The sequence below is a fragment of the Corynebacterium pyruviciproducens ATCC BAA-1742 genome (genome assembly GCF_000411375.1).
Taxonomy (GTDB): Bacteria; Actinomycetota; Actinomycetes; order Mycobacteriales; family Mycobacteriaceae; genus Corynebacterium; species Corynebacterium pyruviciproducens.
In genome coordinates, this window is record NZ_KE150447.1 from 428,753 (window position 1) to 450,429 (window position 21,677).

Annotated in this window: 18 protein-coding genes; 10 read left to right on the forward strand and 8 right to left on the reverse strand. The window is 58.1% G+C overall.

All coding sequences use genetic code 11. The features are described from left to right. Positions 1–54: 54 nt before the first annotated feature. Positions 55–1,872 (reverse strand): GmrSD restriction endonuclease domain-containing protein, encoded by a 1,818-nt coding sequence (locus HMPREF1219_RS08415; RefSeq protein ID WP_016458481.1) that lies wholly within the window; start codon positions 1,870–1,872, stop codon positions 55–57. A gap of 2,045 nt (positions 1,873–3,917) precedes the next feature. After that, positions 3,918–4,061, reverse strand: coding sequence for a hypothetical protein (locus HMPREF1219_RS12850; RefSeq protein WP_016458483.1), 144 nt, complete (start codon positions 4,059–4,061; stop codon positions 3,918–3,920). A gap of 313 nt (positions 4,062–4,374) precedes the next feature. Between HMPREF1219_RS12850 and HMPREF1219_RS13425 the strand changes: the two genes are divergently transcribed. Continuing rightward, on the forward strand, positions 4,375–5,175 hold the full coding sequence (locus HMPREF1219_RS13425; RefSeq protein WP_169455919.1) for an Abi family protein: 801 nt from the start codon (positions 4,375–4,377) through the stop codon (positions 5,173–5,175). A gap of 66 nt (positions 5,176–5,241) precedes the next feature. Here HMPREF1219_RS13425 and HMPREF1219_RS08425 read toward each other — a convergent pair whose 3' ends face one another. Next, positions 5,242–5,748 carry a helix-turn-helix domain-containing protein gene (locus tag HMPREF1219_RS08425; protein WP_016458485.1) on the reverse strand — a complete coding sequence of 169 codons (507 nt, stop codon included), beginning with the start codon at positions 5,746–5,748 and terminating at the stop codon, positions 5,242–5,244. 403 nt (positions 5,749–6,151) lie between these two features. After that, positions 6,152–6,763 (reverse strand): methylated-DNA--[protein]-cysteine S-methyltransferase, encoded by a 612-nt coding sequence (locus HMPREF1219_RS08430; RefSeq protein ID WP_016458486.1) that lies wholly within the window; start codon positions 6,761–6,763, stop codon positions 6,152–6,154. Positions 6,764–7,622: 859 nt separating this feature from the next. Between HMPREF1219_RS08430 and HMPREF1219_RS13250 the strand changes: the two genes are divergently transcribed. Both HMPREF1219_RS13250 and HMPREF1219_RS08440 read left to right on the forward strand, forming a co-directional pair. After that, positions 7,623–8,309, forward strand: a complete 687-nt coding sequence (locus HMPREF1219_RS13250; protein ID WP_016458487.1) for a cupin domain-containing protein — start codon at positions 7,623–7,625, stop codon at positions 8,307–8,309. A 514-nt stretch (positions 8,310–8,823) separates the two neighbouring features. Next, positions 8,824–10,074 (forward strand): Fic family protein, encoded by a 1,251-nt coding sequence (locus tag HMPREF1219_RS08440; protein WP_016458488.1) that lies wholly within the window; start codon positions 8,824–8,826, stop codon positions 10,072–10,074. A 134-nt stretch (positions 10,075–10,208) separates the two neighbouring features. On the opposite strand, the gene trhO is transcribed toward HMPREF1219_RS08440, so the two are convergent. The 3 genes from trhO to HMPREF1219_RS12270 all read right to left on the reverse strand — a co-directional run bounded on the left by trhO (position 10,209) and on the right by HMPREF1219_RS12270 (position 12,325). Further along, on the reverse strand, positions 10,209–11,069 hold the full coding sequence (gene trhO, locus HMPREF1219_RS08445) for an oxygen-dependent tRNA uridine(34) hydroxylase TrhO (RefSeq protein WP_016458489.1): 861 nt from the start codon (positions 11,067–11,069) through the stop codon (positions 10,209–10,211). Between the two features lie 4 nt (positions 11,070–11,073). After that, complete coding sequence (gene fabG / locus HMPREF1219_RS08450; RefSeq protein ID WP_016458490.1) at positions 11,074–11,829, reverse strand: 3-oxoacyl-ACP reductase FabG; 756 nt, start codon at positions 11,827–11,829, stop codon at positions 11,074–11,076. Positions 11,830–11,902: 73 nt separating this feature from the next. Further along, positions 11,903–12,325, reverse strand: coding sequence for a hypothetical protein (locus tag HMPREF1219_RS12270; RefSeq protein ID WP_016458491.1), 423 nt, complete (start codon positions 12,323–12,325; stop codon positions 11,903–11,905). Between the two features lie 96 nt (positions 12,326–12,421). Here HMPREF1219_RS12270 and HMPREF1219_RS08460 point away from each other — a divergent pair, with 96 nt between their 5' ends. From HMPREF1219_RS08460 to HMPREF1219_RS12855, 7 genes are all read left to right on the forward strand, one after another. After that, positions 12,422–14,239, forward strand: coding sequence for an HtaA domain-containing protein (locus tag HMPREF1219_RS08460; RefSeq protein ID WP_016458492.1), 1,818 nt, complete (start codon positions 12,422–12,424; stop codon positions 14,237–14,239). Beyond that, the gene (locus HMPREF1219_RS08465) at positions 14,239–15,291 is read left to right on the forward strand and encodes a heme/hemin ABC transporter substrate-binding protein (protein WP_016458493.1); all 1,053 of its coding nucleotides are present in this window, start codon (positions 14,239–14,241) and stop codon (positions 15,289–15,291) included. The genes HMPREF1219_RS08460 and HMPREF1219_RS08465 overlap by 1 nt, the downstream gene beginning before the upstream one ends. Beyond that, on the forward strand, positions 15,281–16,384 hold the full coding sequence (locus HMPREF1219_RS08470) for a FecCD family ABC transporter permease (protein WP_016458494.1): 1,104 nt from the start codon (positions 15,281–15,283) through the stop codon (positions 16,382–16,384). Before HMPREF1219_RS08465 ends, HMPREF1219_RS08470 begins: the two co-directional genes overlap by 11 nt. Then, a complete protein-coding gene (locus HMPREF1219_RS08475) occupies positions 16,381–17,166 on the forward strand; it encodes an ABC transporter ATP-binding protein (protein ID WP_016458495.1) in 786 nt (261 codons plus the stop codon). The genes HMPREF1219_RS08470 and HMPREF1219_RS08475 overlap by 4 nt, the downstream gene beginning before the upstream one ends. A 65-nt stretch (positions 17,167–17,231) precedes the next feature. Next, positions 17,232–18,098 (forward strand): HtaA domain-containing protein, encoded by an 867-nt coding sequence (locus HMPREF1219_RS08480; protein WP_016458496.1) that lies wholly within the window; start codon positions 17,232–17,234, stop codon positions 18,096–18,098. Between the two features lie 41 nt (positions 18,099–18,139). Continuing rightward, positions 18,140–19,051, forward strand: a complete 912-nt coding sequence (locus tag HMPREF1219_RS08485; protein WP_016458497.1) for an HtaA domain-containing protein — start codon at positions 18,140–18,142, stop codon at positions 19,049–19,051. An 11-nt stretch (positions 19,052–19,062) separates the two neighbouring features. Continuing rightward, complete coding sequence (locus tag HMPREF1219_RS12855; RefSeq protein ID WP_016458498.1) at positions 19,063–19,344, forward strand: hypothetical protein; 282 nt, start codon at positions 19,063–19,065, stop codon at positions 19,342–19,344. 171 nt (positions 19,345–19,515) lie between these two features. Here HMPREF1219_RS12855 and HMPREF1219_RS08495 read toward each other — a convergent pair whose 3' ends face one another. Continuing rightward, complete coding sequence (locus tag HMPREF1219_RS08495) at positions 19,516–20,745, reverse strand: HNH endonuclease (RefSeq protein WP_425387092.1); 1,230 nt, start codon at positions 20,743–20,745, stop codon at positions 19,516–19,518. Between the last annotated feature and the right edge of the window lie 932 nt (positions 20,746–21,677).

Here is a 21,677-nt window from a genome sequence, read left to right on the forward strand (position 1 = left end):
CAGTTTTCATGATTCGCAATCTAGCAGCCCTGATCCCTAGGAGGCCAACTACGTTTATCGCTTTTCAAATCGAGTATTTACATCGATAACTGCAGCGGCATTTATTAACTTCCGTGTGGAATCGCCTTTGCGTATGTACACCTCGCCATCGTAAAACGAAAGCTTGTCTTGAGCAGGAACTTTGAAAATGATAACGCCCAGCCCACGGTATGGACTGTAATTCATATTAGAGAGCAACTGCCCCTTCAAGGGTTCACTAATCTTCGAGTTCTCAACTGCATCTCTCCATTTCTGCTGGTAACTCTCGAGTGAGATCCCTAACGCCTTAGCCTCACGATCCACACCCACGACGGAAACACCTGCAACCCGAATAGGACTAATCGCATCGATTCTCGCTATTTGGTCCGCGTCTGCGTCCTTGTCGGCCACACCAATTAGAAGGTATTGGTCGCCCGAAACCCCATTATTGGCCATTGCAACAAATGTATGCATAATCTTTTCAACAGCGTTCTTATTCCAAGAACGCTTTGACCCAAGACTTAAACCTCCTTGCTTCAGTTCAAAACTCGGACTTTCAATCTTCGATCGCCTAATTATCGTGTCAATGAGACCTTCCCCAACACCGAGAAAGGGACCAATCTCTGTTTCTTCAAAGTAGTCACCGATCAAACCTTTGATGGCGTTAACGTTATGTTCTCTTCGATCTACGCTCGTAGCCTGTTTACCGCTTTCGATTTTGCCATCATTTGCGGTTCCTTTAATAGCTTCAGCTACCAATCTTTCATTCTTTTTTGGCAGAACCCTCATTTTGTCCCCATCTATTGAGGGGAACATTGTTTGATAAAATGCTATGGCCAGCACCGTGAACACTGCAGGAAAACCGTTATTATTAGTCTTGGTGTACAACAGGTTGAGCAACTTTGAATCATCCGATGCGCTGACAACTCTATCGATTACGTTAAAGACTTCCCGTATGCGGTCTCTTAAATTATCCTCGCCAAAAATATCTAACGAACTCTGAATACGCTTACTTTCCGAACTCCCTCGTGTATAGATCTTGTCGAGAGCATCCTTTGTCCTTGGTATTAGCTTCTTTCCTACGATACAAGCGGCCAAGTCTGCCAAACACTGCTCATCCAAGCTATCCCTTAGTTGTTTGCCTAGGAGTATCCCATGTCGATTCCAAAATACGTCCCCGGCCTGAATCTCGTATCCGAATTTCGTCTTTGGCATATCGATGGAGATGGATGGCATCTTGGAGAGAGGGAGCGTCTCAAAAGTTTGATCACCTCGAATGTCAGCAGCAATGTTCCTGACAAATGCCGAAAAGGCGCTATCGATACCCGATTGCCGTCTTTCCTGATCGCTCAATTGATGACCGTATGCGTTAATCCGCTGAAAGACATCCTCAATTTCACTCAGTGACGCATTTCTCATCACCAGCATCGCTATTTCATAGTCCAAGAACTTTGTAGAATCCGCAATGTAGCTCTTTTCAGACGAGTCACCTTCATTATCAATATGGCTCGTTTGCTCCATTGATTCGCGTTCAGCAACTCTATCTTTGGCTGTTGGGAATTTTTCTAGATCAAACACATTGTTGTTGCAGTCTTGAAATTCTTGTTCGATAAATGACATCAACGTGTGGAGACGCTGAAGACCATCGATAATTTCCAACACACCGTCTTCGTGCTCCGCGACGAGTATCGCGGGAATTGGGTACTCGTTCAATACAGATTCAATTAGCCGTTGCTTTTCTTCAAGTGTCCAGACCAATTTTCTCTGGTACCGACGATTGACTCGCAATTTATCTGCCGCATACAAAGAATAGAGAGACTGAATCGTGCGCGATTTTGTATCGACTCTTGCCATGTTGGACTTCCTTTTCAAAGTCAGAATCTTCTAATGCAATTTTAGCTTATTTCTCGCGTCTTGCTAAGGAGTTTCTAACTTTTTTTATTTTTTGGTTGTTTACCATCAGAGTGAGAAACAGATAAAATCACCAGCACTTCCAACCGCTCTCAGTACCTCTTTCGGCTTTAGAGTCATCTCAAGTGCCATCTTTTTCAAGAACGACAACTCAGCAAGAAATTTGAAAAAATCGAAGAGACAACCTAGAGCTTTCGGAAGTACTTTCAGCTAGCCCGTGTGCCCCGCAGTCACCTTTCCGCCCTCGAGCATAAAGAGGTGCAATAGGAACGGTCAATAGACTTTTTCGACGCAGAAGACGACTCATTCTTCGAACCGTCTCGACAAACATTGCCAAGACGGATTTTTGCAGATAGCCCCCGAATGTTTAGCGGAATCCCATTAAGAAAGCGTCTGATCTCTACAGAATCCGTTACAGAAAGAAGTACTCAATTTTATAAATGGGGAGACGAATATAGGTTAGTTCTATATAATTGCATCAGTGGGATCCACTGACCAGGAGTGTTCCGGATTACGTGTGCATTCCAAAACGGGTATTTTTTTCCTCCCGACTCGACAGGTTTGCTGTAATACTTCAACCGGCCATTGCAAATCGGACACATTTCAGCTGCAATGCGCTCGACGTTAATTCGATGGCCCCGGCCGCTCATTGCCAAGTCTTGCACGAATGGAATTGGAACACGGATCTGCTTTTGAGCTATTTCTCTAAGTTTAATAGCGCCTATACAAATAAAAAATAGAACAACAAGACTCACCAGTGGGGCTAACAAGTTTGAAGAATCCAAAGCATTGCTCGACACCAATTGAGGCAGATTGAAAACATTACCAATGATCCTAGCTGACGGGATTAGTCCTAATATACCTGTTATTACCCCTATCCAGGACAGAACAGCTTGAGTAAAAGGGCTGCGCCATACTGGAACTGCTTCATAAGACGCTTGAGGTTTCGATGAAGATCCGTCGGAAGAAAGATAAATATCCCTGCCAGCTTGGTATTGGTTGCCGGCGACCTTGTTCCTACTGTTATTGATTGTGTACGACTGCCCAGTCAAGGGCCTACCACATCCTGGACAAAACTGATCCCCAGATCGCACTTGCCTACCGCATGAACACTGCATATAGATACCAACTTTTTATAATCTAGTGAATTGTGGCCCATTGAGACCGTGAACTTAACAATACTCGACGGGTGGTTATCTATCAGTACCAAATTTCAGGCTATCAAAAGGCGACATAGCAACTTTTCCCTAAGTAAGTTCCCCTCCTCTTGCTCCTCGCACCGGAAGATTTCGTGGTCGAAATTCAATAGCGAAAACAGAACATCGGATCAATGCTTATCGAAACCGTAATCCACTAGAGCAGCGTAAGTTGACACGCATGGTCGATGCAACCGTTCCATGTCAACTCAACCAAGTTAGGGTAATAAAGACTTAGTCATCCAACTGGAACATGATCACACCGCGAATATTGAATTCGTACTAGGACCCCTCCATTTCTTTTGCTGACAACTCTATTTGCTCGATGACCTCGACTATATTTGCAAAGTCTTTGATGCTCCTCACCAAGGTTCATTGCTTCAAGAATAAGAGCAGTGGATTAAGCTGCATATATTGGTGTATCCAATCCAAAGTAAGTCACAAACAGACCCAAGGAGGCGGAATCCTTTCAGCCGGCTAATCTCTAGCTCCGCATGGTTGACTTAAGCGGAATGTGCGCGAATTGGGAACTGACACGTGGGGGATCCGGGTAGCAATCAAACCTGTAATCCTTAACCAGTTAGATAAGAATGGCTGCACAGGTTGAGTCGTGGCATTTGCCGCGGCTATTATCTTCCTCATCACAGCAATCTTCCGCGGAGGGCGATTCTGCGGGTTGGTTATCAACTTCGTGCCTGTCGGCCCGCCTGCCACACAGGATGCGCTGTGGGGGAGCCCTGGGGAGGGGAGGATGGACGAGAGGTGGGTGTCGAGAAGCGGGAAGGGGAGGGGCTACAACCGTAACTTCTTTAGGTCGGGCATCTGCCACAGGGTTTTACCGACCTCGGTGATCGTGACACCGGGGCGGATTTTGATCATGTAGTTTTCGTCGGAAAGTGTGCGGGGGAGGAACGCGAGGCCGCGGACCTGCTCCACTACACACACCGTCTCCGAATCAGAAGTTACCGATATACCACTTTCTGGTCCTGACCCGTCGTGAGCGGATCCCTACCAAGCTATGCCGCTTGCTGATCAGCACTAGGTAAGTTAAACTAATAAGGACAGATCCCCCCTCCAAGCTTCTCGTAAGATCAGCGTCACGCGAGAGGGGGGCTTTATGTTGTTCCCACTGCTATTCTGACACGGTGGATGCTAATAGGCGCAAGGAGTTCCTCTCGATTCCCCGCCAAGTGGAGTTAATGAAGGCACGGGGTTGTTGTGCCCTAAAGACGGCAGCGTTGAGAGCTTCTTGAAACGTAACAGCTACTACCGGATTTCTGGATACTTCAGATACTTTCAAAATGCACCAGCTCACGGCGACGAGAGTTTTCGCGCCGGTACCACGTGGCAGGACGTTCATCAAATTTACGCCCAGGACAGTAAGCTCCGTTCACTTCTCACTGAAGCATTACAACAAATTGCAGTAACCACCCGGACGGCGTTCGCGCACTGCGAGGCTGATATACACAGTCCCTACGAAAAGTATCTGCGCGAGGATGCGTATACTCTGCCCCCATCGAATCGGAGAATTGTTCCAACGAACGAACTCATTATCAGTGAATTGAAACGATCGAAAGAACCGTTCATCGCCAAGTTCGAAAGCCACGGGATTAACGATCGCCGGTTTAATGGCGTTCCGGTATGGGCAGCCGTGGAGGTAATGTCCTTCGGGACTCTTTCCAAGGCAATCCAGTACCGAAACGATCACAACCAAGTTTACGAGGCCGTGTGCTCCATGCTTGGAACAAAGAAACCCTTCTTGGCCTCACAGCTTCACTCGTTTACCTTCCTAAGAAACCGTTGCGCGCACTACTCCCGGTTGTGGAATTCGGTCGTCCTAAAGCCACCTAGAATTCAGCCCGAGGCAAAACGCCAAGCAAGGGATCTCTTTGGCAACTACGCTTCTAACTCCGTCTTCGCTGTCATCGTAGCCATGAACGAGTTTCTCACGTGCGCAGATTTACGCGATGGATTCCTAGACCAGTGTTCCGCTCTCATCGGCGAATCCCAAATGTATACGGAAGGAATCCTCACACCTAGGCGCTCTTAAACCAGCAAAGCTGAGCTGTCGTGGGCCTGCGGGGAGGGAGGCGTCGGGAAGCGAAAAGGGGAGGGACTACAACCGTAACTTTTTCAGGTCGGGCATCTGCCACAGGGTCTTTCCGACCTCGGTGAGCGTGACGCCGGGGCGGATTTTGATCATGTAGTTCTCATCAGTCAGTGACCGGGGGAGGAACGCGAGGCCGCGGGTGTTAAACAGGCCTTTCACCCACGGATAATGCGGGTCATAATCGATGACCTGGTGGAAACGGACCAGCTTCCGGATGAGGGCACGGACCCGCTCGGTGGAAGTCTTACTAATCGAGGCGGGATTGTGGTTGAACCGCGCCGCCAGCCACAGCTGGATGTACACGGTGTTATCCATGACCTCGTTATTCTCCAGTTCCCAGGGGAAATTGTTGCGGATTAACCTCGTCTGCAGTGCGAACTCGCTGCGGTAGCCGCTTTCACGCAGGAGTTTGTAAATATACTGCCGCGTCACGCCTGCTCTGCGGGCAATCTCCGCCTGGGTGAGGCCCTGACCTTGGAGGAGAAAAATTTCTTCAATTGTAATTTTCGCCATAGCTTAAAAGTGGGGGCTCAGCCCACCACAAAACCTTTCTAAATAGTGAGCGGATTTATGCTAACGGCTGAGGTTTCGCGGGTTATGCCGATTTTGGACTGGTGTTCGAATGGGGTGGGGCGGGTCTTGGGCTCGGGGGTTGGTGGCGGTCTAGGTGGCGGTTGGGATCATGGTGGTGATTGGGAGGGGCTGGTGGAAAAAGTTGACACAACCGGATGTAGCAGATGTGACCAGCTGGGACTTTCGGAGAGGTCTGACCATATCTGTATAGGGTTTTGCCGAGGCGAGAGCGGAGTGGGTGGAGCTGGCGGGATCGGCTGGTCCGGCGGGATTGCGCTGGGAGGATGCAGCGAGAGGAGGCCCGGGGAGGGGAGGATGGGGGAGGGGGCGTCGGGAGCGAAGGTCAGGCGGTGGGGTGGCGGGGCGCGAACAGGCCGGTGGTGTCGGTGCCTTCGAGGGTGAGGAGTGCGATTTTGCGGCGCAGGCCGCCGGCGTACCCTGTCAGGCTGCCGTTCGAGCCGACGACGCGGTGGCACGGGATGATGAGCGAGATGGGGTTGTGGGCGACGGCGCCGCCGACAGCCTGGGCGGAACTGGATGAGCGACCCTGGCGGCGGGCGACCTCGGCGGCGATGGCGGCGTACGTGGTGGTGGTGCCGAACGGGATTTCGAGCATGATTTCGCTGACCAGGGCGCGAAACGGCGTGGCGGGGAGGCGCAGGGAAAGCGTGAAATCCGGGCGGCGGCCGCTGAAGTAGATGTCCAGCCAACGCGTGGCCTCGGCAAGGAGGGGGTGGAGGGATTGGGGTGTTGCGGGGGCTTGGGTGGGAGTTGCTTCGGGGGATGGGGTGGGGGTTGTTGAACCGGGGGATGGGGACTCCTTGGGGAGGGACTCCGCGGGGAGGGTGCTGCCGAAATATTTCTGGCCCTCGAACCACAGGCCCGTGACCGCGTGGTCATCGCAAGAAACCACGATCGGTCCTAGGGGCGACTCGTATTGCATGGTGTAGATCATGCGCGTGCTCCTTCTGTGGGGTGGGCGCTGTGCGCTGTGCGCGCGGCTTGGCCTTGTGGGGCGACTTGGCATTTTGGGGGTCGCTCTGCGGGCCGACTCTCACGATTATAGGCGGGTTGGAGTGGAGTCGGGCTGGGGAAATTCGCGGGATCTGGGGCGACGTAGTGCGTCGGAGGCTGGGGCGACATAGTGCGCGAAACCGGTAGATGCCCTCGACATGGAAGGGTCAGTGTGCGCGACCGCGCACTAGTTCGCAGGTACTAAGCAGTGTACAAAGGATGAGTCGAGGAAGTCGCACGGGGATAGTCGGGCTGTTCAGTTACACACTGGTTTTGCTATGAAAGGTTGTGCGCGAAATTGATAAGCGGATGGGCAGAGCACGGAAACCTCAGGAGGTTTGTGCGCAACCGCGCACTAGTTTGCAGGTGCTAAGCAGTGCGCGGGACTAGTAAGGGGATGGGCGGAGCACATTAACCTCAGGAGGTTTCGTGCGCGACCGCGCACTAGTTTTCCGATAGAAAGTACTATACAAGGATGGCGGGGTGGCCTACGTTGGGCGATGCGGCGTGGTGCGCGGTCGCGCACTCGCGCACTAGTTCGGGGGTTAAAAGTCAGGGAGGGGAGGGGTGCGCGGTCGCGCACATGTTTTGGGGTGGGAAGAAGCAGGCGTACGAGTTGCGGGTGGGGGAGGAGGGGTGAGAATGAGCGTCGAGAAGCGAAAAAGGAGGAAACATGGACAGGCGAGCGACGGGCTACGATGGGGGACAGAGACGAGAAACACACAAACCGCAGGTTGAGAACAACTCGGAGCGTTCGCGCCGCTGTTTGCGGAACTCAACGACGGCGTGCCATTCGGCGAGTGTGGAACGCGGGCGGAATCGACACCAAGACCAGGTGCATCGTCACCGTCGTGGCGCTCATGAGCTCGGGAATCACCGACAGCTCCCTCAAGTGCCACCTGGAGAACGTCAGTGAGGCGGACAGAGATCGCGGCCATTATCACGCATGCGACGATGTACGTGGGGCGGCCCAAGGAGTGGGCCGTGTTCAACCTGGCCAAAGAGGTGTGGGGGTCCGCGAGGCGGACGCAGGGACTGAGTCTGGGGGTTCCGGGAGTTTGGGTTCCGGTTTGGAGGAGTACGCGAGCTCGCTGATGTTCGAGGTGGGCGAGCCCAACGACGCGTACGCGCAGTACTTCCGGGGGCAGAGCTACCTCGCGCCCGTGGTCGGCGGGGCGCTGCCGGTGAACAACGTGACTTTTGAGCCCGGCTGCCGCAACAACTGGCACATCCACCACGCGACAACTGGCGGCGGGCAGCTGCTCCTGTGCGTCGGCGGGCGAGGGTGGTACCAGGAATGGAGCTCACCTGCAGTTTTGATGGAACCCGGGAACGCTATTTCGATCCCCGCAGGCGTGAAGCACTGGCACGGTGCCGCGGCCGACTCGCGGTTCTCGCACCTCGCCATCGAAATCCCCGGGACCGAGGCCTCCAACGAATGGCTCGAGCCGGTGAGCTCGGCTGAGTATGAGGCGGCGGGGAAGTAGGTTATTTGGGTTGGCTTGGCAGCTAAGGGTAGCCTGTTTGCTATCTTTTAAGAATGGCGATTTTTATAAGATAGGGCCACGATTTGGCTCACTATCTTTTAAAATTGGGGGATTTTGGAAGATAGCGCCCGCCATGCGGCAGGCCGGGTCTGCATTTCGCGGGCCGGGTGGAAAAAGTTGACCGAAAACTTTGTAGCAGGTTTGACCACCTGGGTAAATGCTAGAGGTCTGACCATATCGGTGTGGGGTTTTGCCGGGGTGAGGGCAAGGGCGTGAGAAAAAGTGGGCGTAAGTACTGGTAGCTGATTATGGACCGCCCGGTGGTAACAAGTGCTACCGAGGGTTACGCCCAATCGTGATAGACGGGGCTACTCCGCATGTTTTTTGGCGGCGCAGACCTCGCAATGGGGCTAAGTATCACAGAGGCTATCTTTTAAAAATGGCGTTTTTTGTAAGATAGGATAGAAAATAAACCCCCTATCTTATAGTCAGTTTCGACCCAAGGAGCCGGATTATGACGGGATACAAGAGCCTCAAGACACTGTTCCATCAGCACTCTAACCAGGATAAATTCAACGTTAACGGTGAGTTGCAGCGCAGGCTCTCCGCACCCGGAGCCCTTCTACTTGACTATAAAATAGGAGACGATGAGCTCTTCGTTGTAGTCACGAACGAAATTCTCGCCCAACTCGAACGGGTGTGGAGCAATGAGGTTCAGCTAACGCGCCTATGGGGCCAGCTTCCGCAAGCGGCACAGCTTCATTACCTGTATAGCCTCCTTGTCGAGGAAATTCAGTCGACAAACGAAATCGAAAACGTACACTCAACCAGGCACGAGATCCAAGAGGCACTGGTTGCCGCTAGAAACCAACCGAACGGACAGACACGCAAGCGATTCCAAGAAATGGCGAGGGCATTCCACCTGTTCTTTGAAACAGACACGTCCGCACAACTCCCCACGTCACTATCGGGCCTCCGTGAACTTTATGACACCTTGTTGAAAGACGAGATCAGTCCGGATGACCGCCCAGATGGGGAGCTGTTCCGACGCGGACCTGTATCGATCATTGACGGAGTCAATCCGGATCCGGTTCACCGTGGTGCGTCAACTGAAGCGGAGATCCACACACGTCTCCAAGCGATGCTCGACATGCAGGAGATGGAAGGGGGCTCGGCACTCATGCGAGCGCTGGTTGAGCATTTCATCCTCGAACACACCCACCCCTTCTACGACGGAAACGGCAGGTTTGGCCGCTTCCTTCTCGGATTGCGCCTCAAACCTTTGCTTTCTGCCCCTACAGCTCTTTCACTTTCTGCAGAAATAATGCGTGAGAAGAAGGCTTATTACAAAGCATTTAAAGAGACGGAACACCCACTTAACCACGGCGAAGCGACTTTCTTTGTGGACAGCATGATGAGAATTCTGCAACACGCGCAAGAAAGTCGCACGGAAAACTTGACAGAAAAGCTGACTGCACTCGCAAGGCTAAGTCACGTAGTGACCGACTGGGAAAGTAGTAACTCAGAAGAACTCACCGACTACGAACAAAAGATCCTTTTCCTCCTCGGTCAAGTGGATCTCTTTGGGCCACGAAGCGGTGCTACATGGGATGAAATCGCCCAATTCCTCGACCGCACGAAGCAAACCGTGCGATCTCCGCTCAACTCATTGGAGCAGCGAGGACTTGCCACAAAACTGAGCCAGAAGCCCCTAGTAGTCGGACTAACAGAGCAAGGGAGAGCGCTACTTGGTCTGGACGCCTAGCCATCGAGTCTGGATTGGCGGGCCGGATGGAAAAAGTTGGCCGAAAACTTTGTAGCAGGTTTGACCACCTGGGTAAATGCAAGAGGTCTGACCATATCGGTGTGGGGTTTTGCCGGGGTGGGGGCTGTGTGGGGCTACTCGGCGTGGGTCTTGGCAGCGCAGTCCTCGCAGAGGAGGACCTGGACGCGGGTGCCGTCGGGGGTGTCGCGGTTGAAGAAGGTGTTGGTGGGGGCACCGCAGTCGGCGCAGTGGCCGAGCTGCTTGGAACCCTCGCCGAATTCCATGTGCATGCGGTCGTCGAAGACGTAGAGGGAGCCCTCCCACAGGCCGTCGTTGCCGAACTTCTCGCCGTAACGGACGATGCCGCCGTCGATCTGGTAGACCTCGTCGAAACCGCGGTTCTTCATGAGGGCGGAGAGGATCTCGCAGCGGATGCCGCCGGTGCAATATGTGACCACTGGCTTGTCCTTCATCCAGTCATACTTGCCGGACTCGAGCTCGCCGATGAAATCGTGGGTGGTGTGGGTATCGGGGACGACGGCGTCCTTGAACTTGCCGATCTGGGCCTCCATGGCGTTGCGGCCGTCGAAAAAGACAACGTCGGGATTCTCCTCCACGAGCTTATTGACCTCCTCAGGCTTGAGGTGGACGCCGCCGCCGACGACACCGTGCTCGTCCACCTTGACTTCCTCGGGAACGCCGAAGGAGACGATCTCGTCGCGGGCTTTGACCGTGAGGCGCGGGAAATCATGGCCCGTGCCCTCCGACCACTTGAACTCCGTGTCCTTGAAGCCGGGGTACTGCTTCATGCCCTTGATGTAGGCCTTGCAGGCATCGATGGGGCCACCCACCGTGCCGTTAATGCCGTGCTTGCTCACGAGGATCCGGCCGGTAAGCCCGAGGCGGGTGCACAGCTCCTTCTGCCACAGCTTGATGGCCTCCGGATCAGCAAGGGGCGCGAACTTGTAGTACAGGAGAATCTTGTTTACGGTCACGAGGTTATTTTAAAGCGTCGGGAGACTCCGGGAGAATCTGGCCACCATCAACAACAATCGACTGGCCGGTGATGTAACGCGCGCCGTCGGAGGCGAGGAACGCCACCGCCTCGCCGATGTCCTTCGGCTCGCCCAGGTACCCCAGCGGCACGGCGGCGGCCATCTGCTTGAGGTATGCCTCGCCCATCGCCTCGAGGCCGGGGGTGAGGACGTTACCGGGCATGACCGCGTTGATGGTGGTCTTATCCTTGGCGAGCTCCAACGCCGCAGAACGGACGAAGCCCATCTGGGCCGCCTTGGTGGCTCCGTAGTGACTCCACGCTGGGAAACCCGTGTAGTTGCCGGTGATAGATGAGGTGACGACGACGCGGCCGCGGCCAGTATCCGCGAGCGCCTGCTGCGCCGCCTGGACCATGTTGATGGTGCCCGCCACGTTGATGGAGAAGATGTCATGCACATCCTTCTCCGTCATCTCCGCGATAGTGGCCTGCGGGTAGATGCCCGCGTTGGAGCACAGGATGGTGAGCTCGCCGAACTCGGCGACAACTGCGTCCACGGCGGCGGCGCATTGGGACCTGTCGCGGACGTCGAGGGTGAGGGTCAAGAAACCTTGAGAGGAGGCGTCGACAAGCTCGGAATCGGTGAGACCGGTGACGGCGACGCGGGCACCGTGGGACGCGAGGACCTGCGCGATGCCGAAGCCGATGCCCATGGAGCCGCCGGTGACCAGGGCCGTTTTGCCTGCAAGGAGAGATGTCATAACCACCAGTGTAGCGCCGGCGCGTGGAAAAAGTTGACAGAAAAGAAAGTAGCAGATGTGACCACCTGGAGGTTTAGGAGTGGTCTGACCATATCGGTGCACATTTTGCCAGGGCGAACCAGAGGAGAGCGGCGGACACGAGCGCCGTGACGGGCGCGAGGCCGGGCGCCACAAGGAGAGTGGCGAGGACGAGGACGGCGATGACGGCCCATGTGAGGAGGGTTTTAGTGAAGGAGCCCTCGACCCAGCCGACGCCGGGAAAGCGGATGCGAGCCTCGTGACGCACCCGGCGCGGGATGGAGAAAGCGACCACGCCCAGGGCGAAGAGGAGGAGGGCGAGGCCCGCGCCGGTGACGAGGAGATCGCCGCGGGAGCCCCCGTAGGCGAGGACGGCGGTGGCGACGGTGATGGAGAGGCGCTCGCCGCGGGTGAGGGGGAGGGGGGTGGCGGGATCAACATCGGGGTAAAGGCGGGTGAAGGCGCGCAGCTCATCCACGGGGGTACCTCCTCACTGGTCAACGTGGGCCATGTTAGCCTACCCTTACCATCTAACCGCTAAGTATAAGACAGCGAACTCCCAGAGGAAAGACACATGCCAGTAACGTTGACGAGACGGCTGCTAGCCCTCGTAGCAGCCACATTCCTGGTTCTTTTGAGTACAGTCGCGGGTGGGGGCACACCGGTCGCGGCAGCCAACACCTGCAAGGAGGTGACCTCCGGGGCGCTCCACTGGGGCGTGAAAGAGTCCTACAGGAAATACATCGCCACCGGGGCAGCCCACGGCGCCATCGACTTTTCCGACGGCGCGAGCGACTTCTCCTTCCCACTCGCCTCCGCCGACATCACCTCCGACAGCGCCGGCACCATCCGCTTCAAGGGCGGCGTGCACTTCACCGGGCACCACGCCCACGACGTCAACCTGCTGGACATGAAGCTGTACAACTTCACACTGCGGGTCGACGGCGACCAGGGGGAACTCCTCGTGGACTACGATTCCCGCGCCTTTGAGGGGATGGATTACAACCACATCGGGCCGATGGCACACGGCAGCGGCGAGGTGCTGGCAACCGTGCGGTTTAGCAACCCGATCAGCTTCACCAAGGGAAGCGTGAGCCTCGCCGGGTCCACGAACCTCACCGAGCGCGGCGCCACCATCTTCGGCGGCTTCTACGAGCCCGGCCTGCAGCTCGACGACCTCGGCGGGTCGCTGGGAATGTGCGGCGGTTCCGCAGGTAGCGGTTCCACCGGTGGCGGAAGCGGATTTGTAGGAAAAACCGACTCCGGTGCCACGACCGGCGTGGCCGGGCTTGTGGGCAACCTCAACGACACGCTCGTGGAGGTCAACGGGCTCATCGTCAACTCCGGCAACGTGATGGACAACTCGACGAAGCTGCTCGGGCGTGTCAACGGGATCCCGGCGGCCCCGACGGGTGCTGGGGGAACTGCGGGCACTGCGGGGAATTCGACAGCGAATTCGGCGGCCACGACGAAGGCCGAGCACTACGTGGGCACGGTGGGGGCGCCCGCCGCAGGGGAGACACAGCGCAGCGGCAGGTCCGAGGGAACGGGCGGGGGGACGCAGACAAGCAAGGATGTGTGCAGCGCGGGGACGGGGGTGACGAGCGCGACCGCGCAGTGGGGCGTGAGGAGCTCGTTTAGGAACTACATCCGCGGCTCGATTGCCAAGGGCGGGTGGAAACTCGGTGGCGTGAGCTGGGACGAGGGCAGTGGCGCGTTCGTGTTCAACGGCGACCAGGGGGCCGTGAACCAGTCCGAGGGCACCATCGCGTTTCCTGGCACCCTCAACTTTTATGGGCACGGCGGGATCCTTGACATGACCATCTCCAACATTGAGATCCAGTTCTCCGGGCAGTCCGGGCAGCTCGTGGCCACCGTGACGTCGAACGACGTGGAGGGCACGGCGCACGACTACGGGCGGGTGGCGATCGCAGACCTGGCGTTTTCCACGCTGGACGTGTCTGACGGGGCCGCCTCCGGAACCGCGAACGCCACGCTGACCAGTGCCGGGGCAGCCGCGTTTGCGGACTTCTACGAGCCCGGCGCGCCGCTCGACCCCGTGAGCTTCACCGCATCGCTCGGCGGGGCAGCGAACTGCGCGGCGGGGCAGGGGGCGACTGCGGGCGCGGGCGGCTCTGCGGGTGCGGGGCCTGCGGACGGCAAGGCGAAGGCCGCGGCGCTCAAGGCGGGGGGCGGATTGCTGGATACGCAGGCCACCACCTCCGACTCGCGCGACGGGGCGCCGAAGGGCGACCAGTTTAAGATCAAGACGTCGACCGCCGGCGGGCAGGCGACGAACCTCGACTCGACGGTGGTGCTGCTCATCGTCGCGGCGTTCGTGGTTGGCGGGTCGGCGCTCAGCGGAACCGCGCGTCGGGTAGGAGGAAAGTGATGAGAATGGTAGCCACATGGCTTGCGAGCCTCGCGTGCGTGGTGGCGCTCGTCAGCGGGTGCGCGAGCTGGGACTCACCGCAGGCAGGAAAGCTCAGTGACGAGCTGTCCGGGGCGAGCACTGTCGACCCTCGGGCGAGAGACGGGGTGGTGAGCGTCGACAAGCTAGACGAGGTGGAACCGGTCACCGACAACCCGAAGCCGGCGCTGCCCGTCGAGCTCACCGACGCGGACGGCAACGATGTGACGGTGACCGACACGTCACGGATCCTCGCGCTCGACCTCTACGGGACGTACACGAAAACCCTGCGTGGGCTGGGGCTCGGGCCGAACATCGTGGGGCGCACCGTGAGCTCCACCGAGGACTCGCTTGCCGACGTTCCCGTGGTCACCGTCGGCGGGCACGACATCAACGTGGAGGCCGTGCTGAACCTCAAGCCGACGCTCGTCATCGTCGACCACTCCATCGGCCCGCCCGAGGCCATCGAGCAGATCCGCGCCGCCGGGGTCCCCACCGTCATCATGAACCCCACCCGGTCGCTTGCGACTTTGGGCACCGATATCGAAAACGTCGCCGGCGTGGTGGGACTCCCCTCCGAGGGGGCCACGCTGGCCAAACGGTCGGTGGACCAAGTTGAGGAGGCTCGCTCGGTGATTGCCGGGCTCGCGCCTGAGACACCCATGCGGATGGCGTTCTTGTACGCGCGCGGCACCGGCGGGGTGTTCTACATCCTGGGCAAGGAGAACAGCACGGAGGACCTAATCGGTGCGCTCGGTGGGGAAGACGTGGCCGCAGAATCCGGAATCGGTGCGCCCTCACCGGCCAGTCCCGAGGCGCTCGCCGGACTCAACCCCGAGGTGTTCGTCATGATGACCAAGGGGCTCGAATCAACCGGCTCCATCTCTGGGCTTGTGAGTAGGCCCGGGGTCGCCCAAACGGATGCCGGGCAGCACTCCCGCGTGCTCGTGCTACCCGACGGGGACTCGCTCGCCTTCGGGCCGCAGACCGGCGAACTCCTGCTCCGCGCGGCGAAGGCGCTGTATGTGGGGTAGGGGCGCTGCTGGGGCTGGGGCTGATACTGATGCTGGGTCGGCTGGAGCGGCTGGGTCGGCTGGGTCGGCGTTTGTGAGGCGGCGGCGGGCGCGGGCGATCCTCGTGGTGACCTTGGCGGTGGCCCTGGTGGGAATCGCCGTGGCCTCGACATGCGTGGGGCAGTACGAGATCCCCGTGCGCTCGCTTCCCAGGCTGGTGGCCGTAGGCCCGCTGCACGCCACCGACATGGATGCCTCCGTCGTGTGGCGGATTCGGCTGCCCAGGCTCGTGCTCGGGCTCTTTGTGGGCGCTGCCCTCGGGGTCGGCGGGGCGCTCATGCAGGCGGTATTTGCCAATCCTCTGGCGGAACCGTCCGTCATCGGTGTCACCAGCGGCGCCGGGGTGGGGGCGGCACTGGTGATCGTCAGCGGGGTGACGGCGCTCGGCACCTCCACCGTGCCGGTGGCCGCGTTCCTCTTTGGCATGGCAACCACCGTGCTCGTGTACACGCTCGCGCGCTGGAACGGGCAGATCAGGGTGGTCAACCTCATCCTCGTGGGCATCGCCGTCAACGCCGTCGCCGGGGCCATGATCTCGTTCATGATCTTCTTCGCGCCCACCACCTCCCGGGAGCAAATCATCTTCTGGCAGATGGGAACGCTCTCCGGCGCCAGGTGGGCGCACGTGGGCGTGGTGGGGACAATCGTCGTGCTTGGCGTGTGCGGGGCGCTTTTGATTATGAAGCAACTTGACCTCTTGGCCCTGGGCGAGCGGGCCGCCACCCACGTGGGCATCAACGTGCCACGGCTGCGGGCGGTGGCGATCGTGCTGGCGACGTTGCTTACCGCGGGCGCCGTATCCTACGCCGGGCTCATCGGGTTCGTCGGGCTCGTCATTCCGCACATCGTGCGCACCGTCGCCGGGCCATCCAACGTCATCCTCGTGCCCGCCTCCGCGCTCGGTGGGGCCGCACTCATCGGCGCCGCCGACGTCTTCTCGCGCACCGTCATCCCCTTTGCCGACCTGCCCATCGGGATCTTCACCGCACTCGTGGGCGGGCCAACATTCTTCTACCTGTTGCGGCGAATGATGAAGAAGGGGGTGGCCAGGTGATTGAGGCACGCGATGTTGTTGTGCGGGTGGGCGGGGCAACGCTACTGCGGGACGTGACGTTTACCGCGCTACCGGGCACCGTCACCGGAATTATCGGACCGAACGGAGCCGGCAAATCGACGCTCCTCGCCGCCCTGGCAGGGGATCTGCCGCTGGCTGCGGGGAGCGTCACAATCGGTGGGCTTGCACCGAATTCTTCGTCCGCGCGGGCGCTTGCGCAGGTGCGGGCCGTTATGCTGCAGGATGTCAACGTGGCATTCTCGTTCCTCGTGCGCGACGTTGTATCCATGGGAAGGAGACCGTGGGCCGGGACGGAAAGGTCGGCGGACGATGCGGAGCGTGTGTTGGCGGCACTAGAACTCACCGGGACGGCTAAGCTCGCGGACCGGGACATCATGACGCTGAGCGGCGGCGAACGCGCTCGGGTGGCGCTGGCGCGGGTGCTGGCACAGGAGACGCCGGTAACGCTTTTCGACGAACCGACCGCGGCGATGGATATCGGTTACCAGGAGCGCACACTGGGGATCATTCGCGGGCTCGCCGCCGCCGGTGGAACCGCGGTGGTGGTGCTCCACGATTTGAACGCGGCAGCGGCCTACTGCGACCGGTTCTACTGCCTGCGCGACGGGGCCGTGGCCGCATGTGGCGGGGTGGACCAGGTGTTTCAATCATCCGTGCTGAGCGAGGTGTACGACTGGCCGATTCGGGTGTCGCGGGATGGGGGTGTCGGCGGTTCAGTCGTGGTGCAGCCGGAGCGGGCGGGTGTACCCCCTCTTTCCTAATTTTGTCATTCGACGTAAGGTTAGCCTTACCTGTGTTTGTAGGCTTTGTACTTGGAGGTTCTCTCATGCACGTACTCACACGCAGCGCTGCTGCAAGCGCCGTTGCACTGGCAACTATGGTAGGCGGGATTTCGGCTCCGCTGGCTGGCGCGGCCCCTGCCGCGGCCGACACCTACACGGTGACCTCGGGCGAGCTCGACTGGCCGATCAAGGAATCGTGGATCAACTACATGAACATGAAGGTGTTCGAGCCCACGATCTCCGCCACCGACGGCGCCACCTACGTGCCCCGCGACCGGGCCAAGAACTACCCTGGGACCTTCAAATTCGAACTCAACCCCGCCGCCTCCACGATCGGCGCCGACGGTAACGGCACCCTCGCTTACAAGGGCGACCTCCACTTCCTCTCCCACCCCGAACGCACAGACGGGAAGATCACCAAGTACATGCTCGACGTTGAGATGAGTGACATCAAAATCACCATCGCCGACGGCACCAAGGCCACGCTCACCATGGACATCAAGGCCAAGGGTGCAATGCCCGGCGCGGGTTCCACCAGCGTGGACGAGAACGACGCTACTTTTGCCTCCTTCACCCTGGACAAGGCACTCTCGCCCAGCGCTGGCGCGCAGCTATCCATCAAGGACCAGTCCTACTCTTTCGAGCCCATCGTGGAAAAGGCACTGCTTGCCTACCAGGCCGGGCCCGTGGAAGACGGTCGCATCAACACCACATTCACCGTGGGGGACAAGGCCTCCGGCAACCAGGGCGACAACACCGCCTCCGGCAGCTCCACGATGACAGAACAGCAAAAGATCGGCGCCATCATCGGCGGCGTTATTGGCGGCGTGCTCGCCATCCTCGGCGCCGCAGCGGCCGCCATTGCCAACGGGCTCATCCCCGGGCTCGACCTGCACGCATTTGGCCTGTAACCCCACGTAAGACGCACAGTAGTTAGAAGGATCTCACATTTATGACCACGCGTTTCCTTTCACAATCTCTCCTGGCGGCAGGTGTTACCTGCGCACTTGCTATGGGGGTCGTTGCTCCAGCTGGCGCAGCGGAAACGCCGACCGTATCGACGGCTGACAGTGGCACCACTGCCTCACACAGCAACGCACTCCTCGGTGGCACGTTCGCGTGGCCAATCAAATCCTCCTTTATTAGCTACGTCCGCGGGCCACTGGCCAAAGGTTCCTTCAGCTTCACCGATGGTGCCAGCTTCTCCGAGGAGCAAAACCAATTCCTGTTTCCCGTTGATCCAGGCGCCACTCACCTCGATGCGACCGGAAATGGCAGCGTCGCGCTGCGCGGCTCCGTCCACATCATCGGCCACAAGAACTTCGGTGGACCCGGCAAACACGGCCTCGATCTCACCTACTCCAACCTCAAGATCACGGTAGACGACACGAAGGCGACGCTGGTGGGCGATTACGTGGTCTCCGGGGTTGTTGGCGGCAAGGAAGAAAACAAGATCGATAAGACCGGAACCCAAGAGCCGCTGATCACGTTCTCGCTGCCCAGCGCCATTGCACCCGGTCACGATTCCAACTTCCAGGATGCCACCAGCTACGCGGCCACCGGCATGGTGAAATCCCTGCAGCACTACGAAGTAGGCGAGGAGCTCGCTAACTCCGCCGTGGATCTCGTCCTTGACTACGACGACGGCAAAGACCCCGCAGCAACCACCCCCAACGAGCTGACCAGCTCCGCACAATTCTCCGTGGAGATGGGGCAAGACTCAGGGAAGTTCGCCGGCGTTGTCATCGGCATCCTCGCCGCACTTGGCTTCATCATCGCCGGTATCGCCGCCGCGGTGAACGGGGCGGTTCCCGGCCTCGGGGAGCAACTGCAGGCACTCGTAGACCAACTGCCGCACTTCTAGGACCAGCCACCATGCGCACACGAACTCCGCTCACACTATGTCTCGCAGCAAGCCTCACCGTAGGTGCACTGCCTATAGCAGAAGCCGCGACTCCGACCACCACGGGAACTGCCGTGCAGGCCTCCGGGTCCACCGGTGTCGACACCGAGAAAGGCTCCGACCTTGAGGCCGGAATCGAGTGGCTCTCCGCCATCATCGGTGGCGTAGGAGTGGTGGCCGTGGTGGCCGCCCTGGTGAAGTTTTTTGGAGAGCTGTTTTTCAAGCAGGCTCTCCAGGCCTTCAGCAGACAGTAAGCAAACCTCAGTGATACTAACGAAAGCGAGGTGATGAAGTAAGAAAGTTCGTTCATTTCATGCCTAGCCCTGCCCCGGCGCGAATCTCTTTTCCCAGCATGTGATTCACGCCGGGGCTTCGGTGACTGATGCAGGAACGGTGAGAAGAGGACGTCGACAAGCAAGAGAGAACTAAACCGAAACAGGGACATCATCGAAGTTCGGCACCTCACCGGCCTCGAGGTTAAACACGCGCTCCGGAACGTGGGGGCGGGGCTGGGCATCGAAGGGGAGCTGATCGTTGAGGCGCGGGGGCGTGCGACCGATGGAGGTGAAGCAGTCGCCGGAGGGGAACTCGAAGCGCAGGAGACGCGGATCATGCTCATCGACGTAAATCTTGACCAGCCCACGAGTGACCAGCGCGTGACAGCCGGCGCACAGGGGAAGGAGATTATCCATGTCCGTCTCGCCACCGGAAGCCCAATCGAAGATGTGGTGGAATTCCAGGAACCGCGAGTGGTCGCAGCCGGGCATCGCGCAACGGTAATTCCAGCGTGCAAGCAGCGCAAACTCCTGGTCCTTTGTCACCAGCCTGTGCTCGCGGCCGAGCGCCAGGTGATTACCGTTGTGATCGACCCAGTGATAGCGGAACGCCCCATCCAAAATAAGGCGCATGACGTGGCGTGGATCAGCACCAAGCTGGTCCGGGAGATACATCTGGCCATTTTCTTTGACTATCACGTTGACCTGGGCCCCCGGTGCTCGCACCGTGGAACGTGGCTGACTGCGGACTACATCGATGACACCGAAAAGCGCGTCGAGATAGAGAGAGCGGCGCGTCTTTCCAAACCTGGTAACGGACTCACGAGCGGCATCCTTTTTCTTTTCAGCAGCGGGAACGTCTGGCTGGTCCGATGGCTGGCTTTCAGGCGGTGCCAAAACATCCTGCAACGAAAAACTCGGGCGACTTTGTTGCGGATGTTTGGCTGGTTCGAAATCGTAGAACTTCAGGTCCTCCTCGATGCTCTCGTCCGAATCCACTAACTCGCCCTCGAGCACAGGCATAAGTTTAGGTGCAGGTTCAGTGGCAGTACCTTGTTCGCCTCTCCCGCTAGCTTTAGCATCCCGACCTTGGAAGATCTCTTCGGCTTCGTCGCACCCAACGTCGCGCAACTGGGCAAGTTCCCCGATCTTCAGGGCCGCCAAAAATTGAGCCCCGTGATCTGGATTTAATGTACCTGAGAAGTGCACCTTACCAGTATCATCGTCGACCGAGACCCGGAAATACTCCTCTTCACCTGGCTCCTCATTCTTCTCTTTGCCCGCCAGCTGCTCCTCCAGGCCGTCATACGTCAACGAGACCGCCAAATCCACCAACTCATGCTCATTTTCCTGCGAGAGATAGTGGATCAACTTACGCACCTTGTAATACGAAAGCTTGCCTGAACAAAACACTTCCGACAGGTAGTCAAACTCCAGAAGCCGCCTGCCTACCTGGCAATATTCAAATGCCGTGCGGTGAGATATCCCCAACTTGGCAACCAAGTAATTATGGTCCGTGGATGCTCCCACGCACTTTGATAGACCCATCTCACAGTAGATCCCGATAGCCAACAACAAGCGGGCTCTATAGATCGTAGTGGAAACAAAGTTCGCGCTGAGGCAGCGTATCAGGTCCTGAGGACCGGGCAACTTCACTTCTGCAGAGACCTCTTTACCTTGTGCTCGGCACCATGCCCGGGATGTACGGCTTCTAGCTATCTCGTCCATATCCCCCGAAAATCCTCCCGCAAATTAGTATGTGTGTTCTATTACAAGTTTGAGCCTACACCGTCATACCTCCCCTGCCTAGGGTTTTTTGTAACAGTTTGGTAACAGTTCGATGCATTCGAACTCTTATACTTTCGCAGGCTCATGACCGGCGTGTTCCCACGTTTAGGCAGTGATATGCGATTGTCCATACGGTTTATTTTGCGGCAAAAACTAGTGCGCGACCGCGCAGTGCTTCAGTCGTATACGTCACTTGTGCGCTTCACCGCAGGCAACTACGAGAGGAATAGGGCACGGCACATCCCAACCCCAACCAGCTCCGCGCACTGTTTTTGCGGTGCTAATTAGTGCGCCGCCGCGCAGTGCTTCAGCCACACCGGACATACCTTCCGGGGTGAAGTATGATGCGGCAAGTTATCAACCAGCACAACACCAAGACTCGTTGAATTTCCCCGCGCCGCCGCTCATTAATCCGTAGCCCAAGGGAATAAAGGAGCAGTTCATGACACTTCACGGTGCGCGACCGCGCACTTATTCGTACTACAAACATATCGCGATCCAGGGCGGGCCGCTGCGCGGACTGC